The sequence below is a fragment of the Mesorhizobium sp. SARCC-RB16n genome (assembly GCF_008520305.1).
Classification (GTDB): domain Bacteria; phylum Pseudomonadota; class Alphaproteobacteria; order Rhizobiales; family Rhizobiaceae; genus Mesorhizobium.
Genome location: NZ_ML703278.1, coordinates 60,555 through 77,412 on the forward strand (window position 1 = coordinate 60,555; position 16,858 = coordinate 77,412).

General features: G+C 55.9%; 13 protein-coding genes and 1 pseudogene. 9 read left to right on the forward strand and 5 right to left on the reverse strand.

Annotated features, from left to right (window positions below; all coding sequences use genetic code 11):
* Positions 1-350: 350 nt before the first annotated feature.
* The gene (locus C7I87_RS22985) at positions 351-1,811 is read right to left on the reverse strand and encodes an MmgE/PrpD family protein (RefSeq protein ID WP_149906352.1); all 1,461 of its coding nucleotides are present in this window, start codon (positions 1,809-1,811) and stop codon (positions 351-353) included.
* Positions 1,812-2,586: 775 nt separating this feature from the next.
* On the opposite strand from C7I87_RS22985, the gene C7I87_RS22995 reads away from it, so the two are divergent.
* The 9 genes and pseudogenes from C7I87_RS22995 to C7I87_RS36085 all read left to right on the forward strand — a co-directional run bounded on the left by C7I87_RS22995 (position 2,587) and on the right by C7I87_RS36085 (position 11,230).
* On the forward strand, positions 2,587-3,327 hold the full coding sequence (locus tag C7I87_RS22995) for a GntR family transcriptional regulator (protein WP_210250643.1): 741 nt from the start codon (positions 2,587-2,589) through the stop codon (positions 3,325-3,327).
* A gap of 885 nt (positions 3,328-4,212) precedes the next feature.
* A complete protein-coding gene (locus C7I87_RS23000; RefSeq protein ID WP_149906353.1) occupies positions 4,213-5,274 on the forward strand; it encodes an ABC transporter substrate-binding protein in 1,062 nt (353 codons plus the stop codon).
* 68 nt (positions 5,275-5,342) lie between these two features.
* Entirely contained in the window at positions 5,343-6,170 is an 828-nt protein-coding gene (locus C7I87_RS23005) for an ABC transporter permease (protein WP_210250644.1), read from the forward strand.
* A gap of 9 nt (positions 6,171-6,179) precedes the next feature.
* A complete protein-coding gene (locus tag C7I87_RS23010) occupies positions 6,180-6,992 on the forward strand; it encodes an ABC transporter permease (RefSeq protein ID WP_149906354.1) in 813 nt (270 codons plus the stop codon).
* A gap of 45 nt (positions 6,993-7,037) precedes the next feature.
* Positions 7,038-8,258, forward strand: a complete 1,221-nt coding sequence (locus C7I87_RS23015; RefSeq protein WP_149906412.1) for an ABC transporter ATP-binding protein — start codon at positions 7,038-7,040, stop codon at positions 8,256-8,258.
* 146 nt (positions 8,259-8,404) lie between these two features.
* Positions 8,405-9,550, forward strand: coding sequence for a M20 family metallopeptidase (locus tag C7I87_RS23020; protein WP_246696359.1), 1,146 nt, complete (start codon positions 8,405-8,407; stop codon positions 9,548-9,550).
* 281 nt (positions 9,551-9,831) lie between these two features.
* Positions 9,832-9,969, forward strand: a pseudogene (locus C7I87_RS36075) (transposase DNA-binding-containing protein); the annotation flags it as partial.
* A gap of 56 nt (positions 9,970-10,025) precedes the next feature.
* Entirely contained in the window at positions 10,026-10,244 is a 219-nt protein-coding gene (locus C7I87_RS36080) for a hypothetical protein (protein WP_246696373.1), read from the forward strand.
* A gap of 602 nt (positions 10,245-10,846) precedes the next feature.
* Complete coding sequence (locus tag C7I87_RS36085; protein ID WP_246696360.1) at positions 10,847-11,230, forward strand: hypothetical protein; 384 nt, start codon at positions 10,847-10,849, stop codon at positions 11,228-11,230.
* 353 nt (positions 11,231-11,583) lie between these two features.
* Here the strand turns inward: C7I87_RS36085 and C7I87_RS23035 are convergent, their stop codons facing one another.
* The 4 genes from C7I87_RS23035 to C7I87_RS23050 all read right to left on the reverse strand — a co-directional run bounded on the left by C7I87_RS23035 (position 11,584) and on the right by C7I87_RS23050 (position 16,812).
* A complete protein-coding gene (locus C7I87_RS23035) occupies positions 11,584-13,038 on the reverse strand; it encodes an MmgE/PrpD family protein (protein ID WP_188393952.1) in 1,455 nt (484 codons plus the stop codon).
* Between the two features lie 490 nt (positions 13,039-13,528).
* Positions 13,529-14,386 carry an ectoine/hydroxyectoine ABC transporter substrate-binding protein EhuB gene (ehuB, locus tag C7I87_RS23040; protein WP_188393953.1) on the reverse strand — a complete coding sequence of 286 codons (858 nt, stop codon included), beginning with the start codon at positions 14,384-14,386 and terminating at the stop codon, positions 13,529-13,531.
* A gap of 604 nt (positions 14,387-14,990) precedes the next feature.
* Positions 14,991-15,902, reverse strand: coding sequence for a carbon-nitrogen hydrolase family protein (locus C7I87_RS23045; RefSeq protein ID WP_149906357.1), 912 nt, complete (start codon positions 15,900-15,902; stop codon positions 14,991-14,993).
* 124 nt (positions 15,903-16,026) lie between these two features.
* The gene (locus C7I87_RS23050) at positions 16,027-16,812 is read right to left on the reverse strand and encodes a GntR family transcriptional regulator (RefSeq protein WP_149906358.1); all 786 of its coding nucleotides are present in this window, start codon (positions 16,810-16,812) and stop codon (positions 16,027-16,029) included.
* Between the last annotated feature and the right edge of the window lie 46 nt (positions 16,813-16,858).

Genomic DNA, 16,858 nt, shown 5'->3' on the forward strand with positions numbered 1-16,858 from the left:
AGCAGTCGACCCGGATCGCGTCAAGCTTCCCGGATGTCGCATGGTGACAAGCGGGCAAATCTCCACGCGGTGGCAGATGCCCAGTGCGCTGTTGCCTATTTGCAGCCTACAGCAAGCCAGGACCGGCAGGCACGCGTCGCGGGCGATCGCGTTTAATCAGCGCTGCCCGCTATCGATGGCGGTTGGCTCCTTTTGCGGCCCCGTTGCACCGGCAGATCGTCATCGGTTCTCAAATCCAGCTTCCCCAGGTCCGGCTCCCGACGGCCAAACCGCTTAGCCTAGCCGAACCGCAAGACGCTACTCTGTCTTGGCGATGAATACGTTCTGCCGCAAACACAAATGATAATTGACTATAGGTTATTAGTAAAAGGCGCACGCAGAAGTGTTACAAGGTCTGTAATCTTGCTATCGTGTCTATCGAGACTCATTGCCATCTCTAAGATTTGTGCGGTCCGCTTTTCGAGGAAAGTGCCTTGTAAGTTTCGCTCGAACTTGCGTTCAATCTCGGTATCCCTGAGCGGGTTACGTGGGTGGCCGGGGGGCCAATCGACAGTTGCGTAATAGGTTTTTCCATCTTTCAATGAAATGGATACCGACGCCCGTTGCGCTTCTCCTTTCCAGAGCGCAGCGTCTGCTTCAGGATCAACGTCGACGGCTATCTTTGCCAGCAAAGCCCTTACATCTGGATCGTCCCAAGTCGAAGAGCTATGCCAAATTACACCCGGCTCTTTTGACAATAACAGCATGGCTGCAACATACTGCACCGAGAATTGGCCATCGAGTTCGGACGATGGCATTCCATATGAGAACCAGCTCGCTAGCTTTGCTCCACCTAGAATGCAGACGTTCTCGATGTTGGCCGGATTCACATCATGCTCTTTCTGTATAGCTAGAATTGCCCCGATTGTCGGATGCAAGGCGTAGCAGGCGGGATATCCCTTGAAGCAAGTTTTTGTGATTCGCCAAGTGGAGCCCAGATCGGTCGAAAATTGAGCGGGATCAAAGCGATCAGATCCGATGATCGCCGCGAAACCCCGCTCTGGGTCACTGAGCATGGAAAACGGTCCGATAATCCCCTGTCCGGCACAGAGTGCTGCATCGACTCCGCCAAGCGCCATCTGTCCGTAGTTCGCCTTCAGGGCATGTGCCGGCCGGCCATATTCCACATACCAAAGAGGGATATTTGTGTTGCCGGCCGCGTGCCCTAGAGCGGATCGAAACTGGTCCTCAGATCCCCCCAAAATCGCCATAGCAGCTGCACCAGCTGCTACGCCGTGCCACGCGTGATATGAGGCAAACCGACGATAAGCCTCGGGAGTTGCCCTTGTCGCATCATGAAGTCGTACCCCGGCTTCATATCCTGCCACAAGCCCGGTGAGGAATTGCCTTGAGGATTCCGTTCGGTGCTCTGCCATAGCTAAGGCTGCCGGAATAACCGTCGCGCTCGGGTGACCCGAGAGTGTGTCCTCATAGTCCAGAATATCGGAGAGCCAAGCATTGACCTTAGCCGCTTGCGAAGGCGCAAGCCTCAATGCAGTTCCAAGAACGCTGCAACCTTGGGGGCCGCTTCCAGTTTCGTACGCCGCGATCACTTGCCGTCCAAGATCCGTCTGCGTGCCAGCAATGATGCAGCCGATAGTATCAAGCGCTACGAGCTTCGCTAGACGAATGACTTCACCGGGTAGGTCATCAAAGCTGAGTTGGCACAGGAAACGCGCCATCTGAGCCGCATGTTCATGAACCTCTGCTCGAGGAAACAAAGTATGCTCAAACCTGGAGGTTCGGTCTTCGAGATTTTCGTTCGTGGGCATGGCGCGAGCACCTCATTTTTTGGGATTCGATATTGATATACCTCATATACATGGTGTCAATCTCTGGAGGAAGAGGCGAGTCAATCTGGCATTGGAGTTCCGAAAAATCCCATGCACCGATCTCGCCACAGCGCCACAGCGTTTGGCGGGAACGCGGACCAACGAGAACCCCAATCGGGTGCTGCGCCAGTACTTTTCGAAGGGTGCGAACCTGAGCGCTGAGGCGATCGCAGCCGTTGCTGCAACCCTCACAACGCGGCTGAGAAAAACTCGCTGGAAGACCCCGGCCGAGGCGACATGGCCGAGTGAAACTATCCGTTACGACGACCGTTCCACCCAATATGCCTCCGAACTTTGGCATCCTCACGTTACCAGGCAGGCATGGGCCGCGTCGGCGATTATGATAGTGCAAAGGCGCGCAGGACCAGCTGCTGGCTCTCGCCCCCAACCGATGACGCCCCTCAGCGCATCAGCGCTTTCGGCGATATAGTGTACAATACGCAGCGCCTGCATTACGCGCTCGGCTCATCCCGGAGGAACACTAACAGAAGGCACGACAAAGGCAGCATAAGGCTGCTCATGAGAAGTGTGCGCCATTTAGCGGAGTCGGTGTACCATCGATTCAAATCTCAGCCTAACCACCCATCCGGGTTGACGCCGTTGAAATTTCATACAAGGTAGGCCAGTTATGTCAACTTCGTGTTGATCGGTGCCTCGTGGGAAGGATCCCGCAGAGCCGCTGGAAAGTTGTTGTATTGATCGAGCGGGGATGATTATGGCCACCTCAATGTTTCGGGCGTCCGCATCTCTACACGAGTCAGTACGCGAGGAGATCCAACGGCGCATCACCAACGGAGCCTATCAGCCCGACGCCCTTATCCCCTCCACCGTCGTGCTCGCAGCAGAATTCGGTGTTAGTCCTATCACCATAAAGCGTTCCTTGCGCGATCTGCAGGCCGCAGGAGCTTTGGTTTCAATCGCCGGAAAAGGCACCTATGTAAAGAAGCGGACGCGCGTCCTGCGCACGCTTGATATGTCCAAGCTTTCGTTCGAGGCCGCGACGATCCAACTTCTATCCATCACGCGTGAGAAAATTTCAGACCCCACTATGAGAGCCTTCGATCCGCCTCTGGAGGCAATGCTCTGTGTCCGCAAGACTATTAATCTAGAGGGCGCGCCGTTTATGTACGACGCCACTTACGTCTCATCACATGTAGGCGAGGAAATCATCGAGGAGTTCGGGGAACGATTCGTTGTTCAGGCGCTGGAGCGTCACAACATCAATGTCGTCAATACGGACCTCATCATCGATGCAGCCCCAGCTGTCGGCAAGGTCGAGGAGGTGTTCGGCATTCCAACAGGCTATCCGATGCTCCGCCGTTTCTACAAATTTACGACAACCAACCCCGCAGTTAGTTGCTATGGCGTTGTCCAAGCCCCCTTTGACCAATTTGCCTGTACTATAAGTATTCCTGGGAATCGTGCATCGGCAAGCCACAGGAAGATCAAGAAGTGACCGCGACTTCACATTCCCCAGTGCTTCCCAAACCCTCGTCCTGGTCGCGTCTGCCGCCGAGAGGTGGTTTAAGAGCGCGGGTATGAGGGAGCGTCTGATAGCCGGCAGCGTCGATTAAGGTAGGCTGCCCGTCTCTTCCTTTTCCGCCTTGCTTCGTACAGCCGAAAGGGGCGCAGCGGTGTTAGCGAGTGGCAATCCGTACCCAATCGTTGAGCTTGGCAAACATGTTCTCTACCCTGTGGTAGAGCCCTGGGCGTTCTGTAGATTCGGCTTGTCGGCTTGAATCGCCCGAAACAGTTGCTGTCTTAGCTCCGATCCGCGATCAACCCTTCTAGCAGGATTCATCGCTTGCCAGTGCCATGGCGAACGACATAGCACGGCGATTACGATGAGATGGAGTCCGCCCCGATTGTGGCCGCGCAGCTTGGAGTTCAAGCCCACCTTTCGTGTGCCCGAGCCGACGGGGATCACCCCTTCTAAGAAGGTAGGCGGGAGTTCGGTGCGTCTTCAGGGGGGCGGGCATCCATCGATCCGCTCCAGCTTCAGACCTTTTACCCTGCAGTACGGCGAAGATTCAGCGCGGAACCTGCTCAGTCGCATGAACCTGTTGCGGAGCGTCCCTGAACTTTCCTTCAGACCTGACTTCGGCCCAAGGCCTCAGTCAATTCACCGCTGCGCTTTGTGAGGAGCGCGAGCGTAATTCCCTAGAGCGCGCCCGCCGCCGCCAGTTGACAGTCCATGTATATCTGGTATAAGACAGGCAACTCTCAAGAGCGTCAGCTGGGGGCATGCTGGCAAAAGAGCAAATTGGCGCGGCAACTGGCTCGCGCCCAATGCTGAGCGAGTATCAACGATCTGCAGCCACATCAAAAAGGGGAAGCTACTATGAAAAAATCTATCTCAGTCTCACGCCGCACGGTGCTGTGGGGCCTAACCGGTGTACTGGCCGCGCCGGCAGTTATGCGGGCTACAAGCGCGATGGCAGATTCAGGGTCGCTGACGTTCACGGGATATGGTGGCTCCTACCAAGACGCCGTGGCAAAGGCCGTCATCACACCCTTCACGGAAGAAACCGGCATCAAGGTCAATGTCGTCCCTGCGCCAGACTTGGCCAGAGTGAAGGCTCAGCAGCTTGCAGGGAATGTTGAGTGGGACGTTTTCGACGGCGCAAGCTCGGAAGGCGCCACCGGTTCGAAAGACGGCTTGTGGGAGCAGTTGGATCTTTCTAGCTTCGATGTCGCCGACTTGGCAGTCGCTCCGACGAACGAGGTCGTGCCTTGGGGTATATACGCCGGTGGTGTCGCATGGGATCCAACGAAGTTTGACGCAGGTAAGCATCCGTCTACCTTTGCCGACCTGTTCGACGTCGCGAAATACCCCGGACGCCGCACTCTTTTCCTCAATGGTCCCGTCATGACGCTGGAGGCCGCGCTACTTGCGGATGGAGTATCGCCAAAGGATGTTTATCCTCTAGACTTGGATCGTGCCTTCAAGGCGCTTGATCGCGTCAAGGCGAGTATTCCCTCGTGGCCCGCTACAAGCACCCAGACGATCTCCCTCGCACAGAAAGGTGAAGTCGACTTTTGCTGCACCTTTGCCAGCCGCGTTAAGGCCACGAACCAACCAGGCGGGGGCGCACCTTTGGCCTTCTCCTTTGAGCAGAACCTCTTGGATTCGGAAATTCTGACGGTGATCAAGGGGGGCCCTAACAAGGCGAATGCGATCAAGTTTGTCGCTTACTGTCTGCGGCCTGAGGTCCAGGCGCGGCTTAACAATCAGCTGGGAGGCGTTCCTGTCTCCAAAAAAGCACGACCGATGTTGTCCGAAGAAGTGCGGAAGTGGCAGCCGGATTACGAAAACCCCCGCAACCTCTTCATTGATCCATCCTACTGGCAGGCCAACAATGCTGCGGTGAGTGCGCGGTTCAAGGAATGGACGGTGGGCTGATTCCATCATTGTGTAGGACGGGCTAATGGGCCCGTCCTACACAAGTCGACACCTCTCGAAGGACGGTCATGAACATGACTAGCAGCATTCGGGCGACCGCCATTTTCATGTCGCCAGCGGCACTGATTGCCATTTTTATTGTGATGCCGCCTCTATTATATGTTGTCTACACCAGCGTCAATGGACTGGCTTTTTCTCTGGATTTATACGCCGACGTCGTGGCGAGTAAGCTGTTCAGACAGACACTGATAACGACGTTCGTCATTTCCGGTATATCCTGTTTCGTAAGCTTAGTCTTGGGGTTCGTGGTAGCGCTCCATCTCGCTAGTCAGCCGGCGCGGCGACGGGCGATTCTGCTCGGCCTCGTCCTCCTTCCTCTTTGGACGAGTATCCTGGTGAAATGCTTCGCGTTTATGGTTCTTCTTGGACGCGAAGGGGTTATCAACAGCATTCTTAGTTGGGCGTTCGATGCACACATTCAACTGCCGATGATCCTCAATCGTATTGGCACTTTAATTGGAATGATTAACTGGCAAGTTCCGCTCGTCGTTTTACCAATCCTTGCCAGCCTCCTTGCAATCGATGAGGCAGTTTACCGGGCGGCTAGCATTATGGGAGCCAAGCCAGCCCGTATATTTTGGACTGTCACCGTTCGTTTGAGCTTGCCGGGCGTCTTAGCTGGCCTTTTGAGTATCTTCGTGATGTCTTTGGGCTCATTCATGGTTCCGGCCTTGCTTGGAGGTCCGAAAGATCTGATGTTGTCGAACTTGGTTGATTACTATAGCCGGCAGGTACTTGATTGGCCCCGAGCTTCGACCATCAGTGTAATCCTTTTCGCTATATCTGTGAGTTTTGCCGCCCCGTTGGCGCTCTGGCGCCGCAGCCGAAGGATATAGGAATCGCAAATGACCGACATTATAGATGATCCACTCCAGCGCCGTTATCGCGCAGTCGGCACAGCACTGGCCGTGAGCGTTTACGTCTTTCTTTTATCTCCATTGGTAATTACAATTCCAATGGCGTTTGGCACCGCAAATACTCTTACCTTTCCGCCAACCGAATTCTCTCTCGACCTTTTCAGGACATTTTTCAACTCACCTGGCTGGGTGAACCCGCTTCTCAATAGCATTAAAATTGCGTTAGCAACTACGTCCCTGTCGCTTTTTGCCGGAACGCTTGCCGCGTACTGGCTAGTCCGCCGAGAGTTCCTTGGCCGAGCGCTGATTACTGGCGTTATCATGAGTCCGCTTATCGTGCCGTCAGTGATTTCCGGGCTAGGTCTATACCTGTATTTTTCCTACTTCAGGATTAACTCGTCGACACTCTCAATAGTGCTCGGTCACATTATGGTGGTTCTTCCGTTCGTGGTCGTCATGATTATGGCCGGAATGAACAAGTTGGATAGAAATCTTGAATTCGGCGCGGAATTGATGGGAGCGGGGACGATCCGAATGTTCGTAACAGTGGTTCTTCCCCAACTCGTTCCGTCACTCGTCAGCGCTGCTCTTTTCGCCTTTCTGTCGTCGTTCGATGAGTTCATTCTTTCCTGGTTCCTGAGCGGACCCGATACGATCACTCTGCCTGTTAGAATGTACAACGCTCTCAACTGGGAAGTGTCTCCAGTAATTGCCGCCGTTTCGACGTTAATGATGGCGCTTTCCTTGGTGGTCTGCGTCGCCGCGATCAGCTTGCGAAAAGCCACACCAGCAGACGGCTGATCATTCAGACCCATCGGGGAACAGAAGTAGAGGATTTAAAACATGATGCCGTTACCAAGAGAAGAGCGAACTCAGCAAGTCGCCCGAGATGACAGCAGGCCCAACGGACTAGGGGAAGACGTAGTGTCGGCTGCAAGGTCGAATCGTCGGGATGGATCTGCAGGCCTGGTAGCAAAAAACCGGTCGGAGAACGACCCTAAATATGCAATAGAGCTCAAAGACATATCGAAATACTTCGGTTCATTAGCTGCGCTCCATCCCACCAAGCTGGCGGTGAACAGGGGGGAGTTCCTAACCTTGTTAGGTCCTTCTGGATCAGGGAAGAGCACGCTCCTTAACCTGATCGCAGGCGGAAGTGGGCCGTCGACTGGAAGCATTTTCCTGGACGGGCGGGACATCACACGCATGCCACCGCGAGAAAGGGGGATCGGGATGGTTTTCCAGAATTATGCTCTGATGCCGCACATGACGGTTTTCGAGAACGTGGCTTATCCCTTGCGTGCGCGTCATTTTGACAGGAGCGCCATCCGGGCGAAGGTGACTGAGGCCCTAGACCGTGTCGGACTGCGCGGTCTTGAGGATCGCAAGCCGCGCCAACTATCGGGGGGGCAACAGCAACGCGTTGGGATTGCGCGCTGCATCGTCTATGCGCCGGCAATAATCATGATGGACGAGCCGTTAGGTGCGCTCGACAAGAACCTCCGAGAGCAAATGCAAGGGGAGATCAAGCGTCTTCACAAGGACCTCGGAACGACGTTCATTTATGTAACGCATGATCAAGAAGAAGCTCTAAACATGTCTGACCGCATCTGCCTAATGAGTTTGGGTGCGATCGCGCAACTAGGTACACCTGACGACCTGTATTTCCGGCCACGGAGTCGCTTCGTTGCGGAGTTTATTGGCGAATCGAACATAATCACTGGGCGAGTCGAAGGTAATGGACGGATGCTGGTTTCCGGCAACGAGACGTTTTTGGTGCCGCACGAAAAGCGATCTACTGGATCAGAACTGACAGTAATGGTTCGCCCCGAACGAGTTCGGATTTGCGGCAGTGCCGAGTCAGTCACGACGGGAGAAAATGTGCTGGATGGTGAAGTCGTTGGGACTGCATTTGTCGGCGGGACCACGCGGGTTGCAATACAATGTGCGAATGGTCTGCACATGACAGCTAAGATGATGTCGGATCGTCTCGCGACGAGGCCTGCGGCTGGGGACCAAGTGCGCGTGTGCTGGTCGTCAATCGACACTGTCACGCTCGATAGTTGATTGTTGTTCACTTGGGCACTTCTCCGGGTTAGGAACGGCAGGTTCTTCCGGCAAAGTCTCAGCTTTACACCAGCGAAAGAACTACCGCCCAGCAAGTCCGGCGCGCTGACTGCGATCGTTCACATTTGAAACTACGGGACATAGAAATGAGTGAAATCACTGCGCTTATGGCGCCCTTCGACACCCAGGCGCTTCTGGATGAAGTTAAAAATTGGGTGGAAATCGAGACGCCAACCGGCGAAGACGCGAAGGTAAACTGCCTGCTCGACAAGATCGAGAGCGACGCGAAAGTGGCCACTGCGCGAACCAAGCGCTTTCCTGGCCGAAACCGCTATGGCGACAAGCTCATCGTGAGCTCTCCTTGGGGCGGAGAGGATCCCGGCATCCTCGTTGTGAGCCATGTTGACACCGTTCATCCGGTTGGGACGCTGACAACCACGCTTCCTTTCCGCATCGAAGGGGACAGCGCTTATGGGCCGGGTATCTACGACATGAAGGGAGGTGCAGTAATAGCATTCCTTGCGCTCTTGCATCTAATTCGTAATGGCGAGGCCACCAAACTGCCGATTCGCCACCTGTTCGTTCCAGACGAAGAAAGCGGTAGCCCGACGTCGCGGGACTTGATTGAAGAGGAAGCACGCCGCGCACGGTATGTCTTGGTTACTGAGCCCGCACGCGACGGCGGGAAAATCGTGACTTCGCGCCGTGGTAAGACAGCAAGCTTTGAACTGAAGGTAACTGGCCGAGCCTCCCACGTACTTAAGCCAGCGGCCGGCCGCAGCGCGGTACGTGAACTCGCAAGGCATATCCTCGACATTGAAGAGATGAGTGACTACGAAAAGGGTCTCATCCTAAACGTTGGCATCATTGGCGGTGGAACAAGTTGCAGCATTATACCCGACTCTGCGTTCGCTAGTGTCGAAATGTTCGCATCTGACGTAGCGCTCGCGGACAAAGTAATCGAACGGATACGTTCGTTGAAATCCTATAGCACCGACGTGGCAGTTGAAGTCACAACACAGGTCGGAGGTCGGCCGGGATATGAGAAATCTCCTCAGATCGAAGCACTGTTTGAGCGTGCGCGTGCGTGCGCGGCGGAACTCGGGTTCGTGCTCGAAGGCGTAAATGGTGCAATTGGCTCAGACGCCAATTTCACAGCGCAGTTTGCGCCCACTCTCGACGGAATGGGACCTGACGGCGATGGCGCACATTCTCATAACGAGCGGATTCTTATCCCGTCGCTCGTGCCACGAGCAATGCTATTGCTGCGTTTATTCCAAACTCTGGCTTAATTCCGAAAGCGCAGTGGATCCGGGGCCCGTTCGCCGCCGACGGTCGCGCCGCTGCGAGCGCCTTACTGCCGGCCCACCAGGCATAGGCGCTCGCCTCAATCTTCATCGACCATCGACCCCATGACCTTAAGCATAGGTCGCAGACTCCGACGGACGAACTCCTTCAATCACGCAAGGCGGTCCCTACCGGCTTCCGATTACCCACATCGTCGGCGGGCCTATTGCTCCGTATGAATCTGCCGTGATTCTGTCCGTGACGCCGAATCACGGAGGCGTCACGGATGCGGGAGACCAGCAGCAGCGAGGGCGCTTGGCAGGAGGAAGAGCTTTCTGCGGCGGCCCTTCCCGACAAGCGTCTGGCCCGTCGGCTGCAACGGTTGCTGGATCAGATGTCAGCTGCGCCGGGCAAGCCAATCCCGGCAGCCTGCGGCGACTGGGCGGCGGCGAAGGCGGCCTACCGCTTCTTTGACAACCCGTGTGTGACCGAACAACCGAACACAGCGTTCTCGCTGGTCATTTCGCTGCGACCGCGGCGCGCTTTGCGGCGAGCGAAGGCCCGATCCTTATCCTGCAGGACACGACCGAATTTATCTACAGCCGCGCGCAGCCGGGCAAAATCGGCTTCACCAAGACCATCAACGCCGGGCACTACAAGGCCGGCCAGCCTAGCGTGCTGACCTTGTGCGGGTGCTGATGCATTCGAGCCTGGCCGTCACCCTCACCGGCACACCCTTGGTCTGACGACGGCGAAGTTCTGGACACGAACGAAATTGGACGCGCGTGCCGATCGAGACGAAGGAAAGCTACCGCTGGCTGGAGAACCTGCGCCAGTCTATTGCGCTCGTTCGCGCGCCCAAGCGCTGCGTGCATGTGGGTGACCGGGAGAACGACGTCTACGAGCTCTATTGCACCGCGCACGACCTGGTACGAGCTTCCTCGTGCGGGTGCAGACGAACAGGCTGGCCGAGCGGCCTGCCGATGCTGCCCCACACGATCCTGCTCATCGCGTCTTTGCCCAACTTGCGGCGGCGCCTTGGGCGGGACGTCATCGCATTACGGTGGATCAGGACGAAACGACCTGGCTGCGGGTGAAGTTCGCCGCCATCAATACCTTGGCGCCGGTGGGCAAGCACAAGCGCTACAGTCCGCAGGTTCTGACTTACATCCACGCCCTCGAAGAGAATCCGCCGCCCGGTCGCGAGCCGATCGACTGGAAGCTGGTGACCAACTTGCCAGTCGAAGATCTTTCCCCGGCAGTCGAAAGCTCGGCTCGTACGCCCTGTGCTGGAAGGCGTGGTGTTCCACAAGGCCATGAAGTCCGGCTGCCGTGCCGAGGAGGCGAGGCTCGAGACCGCCGAAAGGCTGGCGAAGTTCCTCGCCCTCATCGCAGTGGTCAGCTGGCGCATATTCTTTATCACTATGTCGGAGCGCGCCAAGCCAGACGCTGCGCCCGACAGCGTTCTCACCTTCGCCGAGATCACTGCGCTCGACAGGATCGACGCGTCCCGAACGAGACCGCGCCTCCAACGGCCCACGCTCGCCGCTTACCTGCTGCAAATCGCCATGCTTGGCGGCTATCTCGCCCGCAACCATGATCCGCCGCCTGGCAATATGGTCGTCTGGCGCGGCATGACCCGGTTGCACGACATCGCCTTCGGATCAAGCCGACGATATGGGTAATCGGAAGCCCTACCGGATGGATACCGACAAACCGGGAGAGAGGGCAAGCGCCCGCGCGACGCCGACGCGCCGCGTCCACCAGAGAGCTGGTGCGAATAGCGGCGAGCAAAATCGGCCGGCAAGCCAACCATTCGCAACAGGTGCTCAGTTTCGGCGCCGGCGTCGCCATTGCTTGCTGCGTGAATGCGGAAAGGCTCGGTGAGAAGCGATTGCAGGGTCAATCGCGGCGAGAGCGAGCCGATCGGATCCTGAACCGTGCACTCCAGGCGGAATGCAGATGTGCTGTCTAATTCAGTGTTTCTCCACGTTGCTTGGCGAACACGATCAGGCGCTTCAGAGGAACGGACTTTCTCTCAGGCAATCTTAACCGCACGCAGAATTTGACTGAGTTCGTTGATCGAACTCAAGCGGTCCAAATTCATTGTCTTCTCGACGATTTGATTTCCGCGTCGCTCGAGCAAAGTTCCGCTCAGGTTGCGCAAAAACTTGCTTTCGATATCAGAATCGCTAAGGGGATTACGGAAGTGTCCGGGGGGGAACTCGACTGTTGCGCCGAAAGATTGGCCTTCTGTCGTAAGAATTTTAACGGAAGAGAATAGCCGGTCTCCCTTCCAGTAAGACTCCTCAGCTACCGGGTCGATTTCAGTTGAAACCCTACTCATCAGGCAAGATACGTCAGCACTCTCTCGTAACGATGTCGAGTACCACTCTCTCCCCGCTGGTATCCCAAGCGCGGCCATCACAGAGACGTACTCAACAGAAAACTGGCCATCAAGGTCGCCAGGGGTCTCTTTGTAGGAGAACCAATCGTGGACTTTTTTAGAACACCCAATCAGTATCCTGTCGATCTGCTCTTGGCGAATATCGTTCGTTCGCACAACGTTCGATAGCGCATGAATTATTGATTGCAACAAGTAGCAGGCGGGATAACCCTTAAAGCAGGTTTGCCGAACTCGCCAAATGTCGTTTAGCTTATGTGATAGCTGCGTAGCATCGAACCGATCCGATCCTATTATCAGTGCAAAGCCCCTCTCAGCATCGCTTAACATTGCAAAAGGCCCAATAATATCCTGGCGAGCACAAATTGCAGCGTCGACGCCGGCCAGGGCCATTTGGCCGTAGTTCGCTTTGAGCGCATGCGCCGGCCGGCCATACTCAACATACCAAAGAGGAATATTAGTGTTTGCAGCAGCATGGCCCAGAGCTGACCGAAACTGTTCTTCGGACCCCCCAGATACGGCCATTGCAGCCGCTCCAGCCGCGACCCCGTGCCACGCATGGTAGGATGCAAACCGACGGAGGGCCTCTGGGCTCGCCCGAGTTGCGTCCTGGAGTCGAAGACCCGCTTCATACCCTGCAACGACGCCGGTCAGAAACTGTTTCGGTGTTCCTTCAAGGTGCTCCGCCATAGCCAAAGCTGCAGGTATGACAGTGGCACTAGGATGACCTGAGGCAGTGTCCTCGTAGTCGAGCACATCCGAAAGCCAGCCGTTTACCTTTGCGGCCAACGATGGTGCGAGCTGTAGCTCGGTGCCGGGGACGCTGCAGCCATTGGGCTGCCGCCCCATATCGTACGCGGCCAAGATCTTCTCTCCAAGAGCCGTCTGTGTCGCGGCGACGATACAGCCGACTGTGTCGAGTGTGATGAGCTTGGCTATGTGAAGAACGTCGGCAGGGATGTCGTCGTAATTCAATTTGGCAAGAAACCCCGCCAGGGCTCCCGCGTGCTTGTGAACTGAACTTTTAGGAAACAGGATGTGCTCGGGCCGAGAGCTCACGTCGTGTTTCGTTGTAACAGTGCTCGACATTGCCTGACACTTTCCTTTTCGTTGGTAGGTGTAACCGCGCATTTAAGTTAAATATTCTTGAGGAAAGTCTGCAAGGGCCTTCTCGACTACACCGAAGTGCCGTCACTATAGCTCATCCTATTGGAGAGATCACAAGCGGTCAGGCCGGCAGGAGGAAGCTCGCCTTCGGTTAACCCATGCGTTGTCAGGGACCTTGAGAGGCTTTCCATCTCGTTGTGACGAATTTCCGTTCGGTTTATACCCAGACGATGCGCGGCCAGGGCGCTTGGATTGCCAACGTAGCGAGTGGTCAGTCGCGTAGCAAAAAGCATGCCGGTAGGGCCGGGTGCAGGATTAGACCCAAATAACAAAGTCCTTCGTCAAAGTGACACCCGAGAGGCACTTCCGTCGAGTGGAATGACCGAAGCCAAGAAGTTGCTCGATTCGGTCATTCCAACTGCTTTCGTTTTCACGTTAGTTACAGCTGACTCGGATCAGGCCAAAAAAAAGATTACTTGCAAAGTTCCGCCGCAGTCACCTCAGCGGGCGGGAGCTCGTCGTCACTATAGCCGTAAGCCTTCAGAATTTCGAGCAGTTTGCCGCTTTCTCTCAGTTTCTTAAGCTCAACGTTGTACGCATCCCTCAAATCGGAGTCCTCTTTGCGAAATGCTAGGCCAGGGTAGCCAGAGACAGCTTTGCCCTTGGCATCTACTGGTTGTGAAAATGGCTCGACGCGTTCCACCTTGTCAGAGGCCGCAAGCAATTTTGAGATGGTGACGGCCGTCAACGAAACCGCATCGATGCGTCCGGCTAGTAGTGCGGACAGAAGCGAAGGCTCGTCCGGGAAAAGTAAAAGTCTGTCTTTCGGCACGCCGGCATCGAGGGCGTACTGGACCTCCGCACTTCCTCTGCTTGCGCCGAGGATCACATTGCTCTTCTGTGCGACGTCATTAAAACTGTGAATGGATTTCGGGTTACCCTTTAGCACCAGAAAGCCTTCGCCCATCCGCAAATCCGGATTGCCAAATGCGACTTGCTTGCAACGCACGGGTGTGATGTAGAGCCCTGATGCAATCACGTCGAATCGACCGGACTGGAGGGCAGGTATAAGGGCCCCGAACTCTGTCACGACTGCCTCAACTTTCGTGATACCGAGCGGCGCCAATGCCGCTTTTAGTACGTCAGGAGCCTGACCCGTCACGTTGCCCTTCGCATCTACAAATGCCCAGGGTGGATCATTGGCGATACCAATTGTTAGCTTCCCAGTTTGCTTCGCTTTAGCCAACGTGTCCTGGGCATAGCCCATTGTGACGCCGGCCCAACCCAGCATCAAAATGGCAAGTGTCGCGACCATTTCTTTATTTTTCATTTTCCACCTCCTTCGGTTGTTCGCCTTGCAAGAGAAAGACGACGGCCTGATCATAGTAGGTATATTAGGGATGTCAACCTGAAGCGGCAGGTTCGCGGGCACCCCATCGGATGGCCGGCCGCGGTGGCGTTGGCGCGCCTATCGCCACCCACTATAGGTGAAGACACCATTAGTTGGGGAATTCTATTTTTAGCCCTTCTGGGAAAGTTCACCCGCATTGATACTGCAGCTCGCGCAGTTCGTTCTGAAGCGCCCCATACTGCGACGCTGCCACAACCTCGCCCGTGGCCAACTTGCCGTCATCGCGCCTCACGCGGCCAGCTTGCGCTAGTGGAAGGTTGGGGGACAGGGTGGCGAGGCACACGTGTGCCGCGCAGGTCTCCTCGACATCGACAGCTTTTCCGCGGTGGTCTACCGCCGTCTGCGCTCATCCCCTTCGAGGATTTCTATCTCCGGCTGTTATCAGTCACAGACGCGACATTATTCCTATCCCTTATCAAAGGTGGAGATCGTGCCTGGGTCATTCGTGGGCTATTTCAGACCGCTGTACCAAGCCAGAAAACTCGCAGAAATCAGTCACAGCCCTCGACAGCCGAGCCCACCGTCAGCCGTCCACAAGTATCGGGAGAGAGCCGTTGAGCACCTTGTAGGTCTCGGCACGGCGATCCCTGATGAGGCGCGGGCCTCCGCGGATAGCGGTAGTCCGCGCGAGGCCGGCACGAATATCTATTTTTGCAGTAACCAACCCGACACGGTCAAGCCCGCTGCTTGCAACGATACAGCCTAGTGGATCGACAATCTGGCTGAAACCGATAAAGGTCTCGCCGCCAAGTTCACCGACGAAATTCGATGAGATAAACCAACGGTAATTTTCTACAGCGCGGACCCGATCAAACAGGTTGTACCATTGTACATAGAGGTTGTCTTCTCCTTCGCCATGGCCGGGCATCGCAAGCCAAGCCGTTCCCATCACCAGCAATTCGGCACCGGATAAGGTGAGTTCGCGGCATGCTTCCGGCCAACACTTGTCGTAGCAGATCAGCATGCCGATCCTGCCGAGCGGGGTGTCGAATACCGGCCATCGGTCCCCAGGCCGAAAAACAAGTTGCTCTCCGATACCGAGGTGGACCTTTCGGTACGAACCGATGTATCCTTGCGGGCCCGCGAGAACAAGTGTGTTGTATAGGATACCCGGCTGCGTGCCCGCCTCGATGAGACCGAAGACCACATGGATTTGATGCTTCATAGCGGCAGCGATTAGGCGCCGCACAGCCGGCCCGTCCGGTACCGTTTCGGCTACGCGTTGAACCTCATTGAGCACGCCCTCGATGCTGGAGAAGTTCGAACAGTTCGGATACCCCTGCAGGCTCGTCTCGGGGAAAACGACGATGGCCGCGCCAGCGACGGCAGCCTCCTCGATGTAGGACAGATGCAACTCAAGACTCTTGCCTATATCGTACGTCCCTGGAAAAGCGCATGTGGCGATTACAATTTCTGACACGTCGGGCCTCCTCATCTGCGGGAACGTTTGGTTAGAATTGTTAATCGGCTGCTGGATGGCTAAAGTGGTGCCGCGCCCCCTTGGTGGAGTTCTGATGGCCCTAAGCGGGACGCCTAACCTGGCCCTTGTTGGCGACTCTCTAACTTAACGCACCATCATTATTGACAGAGAAGTCGCCCGCGAGCCCGCTGCCCGAGTTTTTGCGGGCTTCCGGTACTGGGCTTGCCGGAAGACTTATCGAACAGGCGAGCTGATCGAACGGCGCCTGCACGACACCAAACACTGTCATCGACGAAGAACTGGTCGTGAATTTGTAGAACCGCCGCAGCATAGGGTAGCCGGAAGGAATGCCGAAAATCTCCTCGACCTTTCCGAAGGCCGGGGCTGCGTCAATAATAAGGTCCGTATTTACGACGTCGATACCGTGACGTTTCAATGCAGTTGCAACGAAGACGTCTCCGAACTCCTCAATCATCTCATTGCTGACGTCCGAGGACAGATAGGTTGCATCGTACATAAACGGTGCACCGTCAGTATAAACGATCTTGCGTACGCAGAGCATTGCGTCGGTGGGCACATTGAATGAGCTCATCGCCGAATCCGAAATCTTCTCCCTCGTGATCGACTGCAACTGAATCGTTGCGCCTTCATAAGACGGCGACGAGATATCTAGTCGCCGCAAAATACGGGTGCGTTTCTTGACGTAGGTTCCTTTGCCCGCAACCGCCACCAATGCACCGGCTGATTGTAAATCACGTAAGGCACGTTTGATGGTAATTGGACTGACGCCGAATTCGTCTCCGAGCATAGCTGCCGATGGAATGAGAGCCTCTGGCTGATATGTTCCGTTTCTGATGCGAGCGAGAATCTCTTCGCGCACAGATTCGTGCAGTGACGCTGATGGCCGAAGCGGCGAATTAGTCATACAGCTCTCCTTCTTTTCGCCACAGGGCGCTCCGAACGCACCTTGG

Excerpts from the sequence above, each read along its gene's own strand:
- C7I87_RS22985 (WP_149906352.1), bottom strand. The coding sequence starts at position 1,811 with ATGCCCACGAACGAAAATCTCGAAGACCGAACCTCCAGGTTTGAGCAT.
- C7I87_RS22995 (WP_210250643.1), top strand. The coding sequence starts at position 2,587 with ATGGCCACCTCAATGTTTCGGGCGTCCGCATCTCTACACGAGTCAGTA.
- C7I87_RS23000 (WP_149906353.1), top strand. The coding sequence starts at position 4,213 with ATGAAAAAATCTATCTCAGTCTCACGCCGCACGGTGCTGTGGGGCCTA.
- C7I87_RS23005 (WP_210250644.1), top strand. The coding sequence starts at position 5,343 with ATGAACATGACTAGCAGCATTCGGGCGACCGCCATTTTCATGTCGCCA.
- C7I87_RS23010 (WP_149906354.1), top strand. The coding sequence starts at position 6,180 with ATGACCGACATTATAGATGATCCACTCCAGCGCCGTTATCGCGCAGTC.
- C7I87_RS23015 (WP_149906412.1), top strand. The coding sequence starts at position 7,038 with ATGCCGTTACCAAGAGAAGAGCGAACTCAGCAAGTCGCCCGAGATGAC.
- C7I87_RS23020 (WP_246696359.1), top strand. The coding sequence starts at position 8,405 with ATGAGTGAAATCACTGCGCTTATGGCGCCCTTCGACACCCAGGCGCTT.
- C7I87_RS23035 (WP_188393952.1), bottom strand. The coding sequence starts at position 13,038 with ATGTCGAGCACTGTTACAACGAAACACGACGTGAGCTCTCGGCCCGAG.
- ehuB (WP_188393953.1), bottom strand. The coding sequence starts at position 14,386 with ATGAAAAATAAAGAAATGGTCGCGACACTTGCCATTTTGATGCTGGGT.
- C7I87_RS23045 (WP_149906357.1), bottom strand. The coding sequence starts at position 15,902 with ATGAGGAGGCCCGACGTGTCAGAAATTGTAATCGCCACATGCGCTTTT.
- C7I87_RS23050 (WP_149906358.1), bottom strand. The coding sequence starts at position 16,812 with ATGACTAATTCGCCGCTTCGGCCATCAGCGTCACTGCACGAATCTGTG.